Raw genomic sequence first — 503 nt, 5'->3', positions numbered from 1 at the left:
GTTACCAAGCAGCATGCCGCCAGCTTTACCTTCAATCAGGATACGAATGCCGTTTAGCGTGTCGTCGCTGAGGTATTGCGCCTCGTCGATAATCACAAGGCCGTTGCGACCTACGAGCTCTTTAGCGACCGCTTTGGTTTGAGTGGCAATCGTGCGGCATCCACGAACACCTAGCTGCTCAGCTAGCTCGCCAATTACATAGGCCGATGTTTTACAAAACGGTGAAGCCGTCACAATCCAAACATTGTTGTGTGTACGTTGGTACTCTTCAGCCGCCTTCGTCTTACCAACGCCAGCACCTTCGTACACCATGCTCCAAGACGACAGGTTCTGCGCAATCGACATCAGGTTCATGATGCGCTTAGCGGTTGGCAACTCTAAGAACGCAGGGGAGGCAAGCGTGCTTCTTGTTTCCTGCTGGTGGTCTCGATTGTTTAGCCACATTTCAAGCTTCTTGAGGTAACTCTGTTCATCACCAGCGCAAGTGCCGTGCTTTAACAACG

The 503-nt window shown here is 51.7% G+C and carries 1 protein-coding gene; it reads right to left on the bottom strand.

Annotated elements, in window-relative coordinates; all coding sequences use genetic code 11:
* Window positions 1-503, bottom strand: a 503-nt coding sequence (locus tag AW165_RS18505) for an AAA family ATPase (RefSeq protein ID WP_155859661.1), incomplete at both ends; no start/stop codon positions are given.

The organism is Acinetobacter sp. LMB-5 (genome assembly GCF_001541635.1).
GTDB lineage: Bacteria > Pseudomonadota > Gammaproteobacteria > Pseudomonadales > Moraxellaceae > Acinetobacter > Acinetobacter pittii.
Note: the sequence above shows the minus strand (reverse complement) of the source record. Positions and strands in the feature narration are given on the sequence as shown.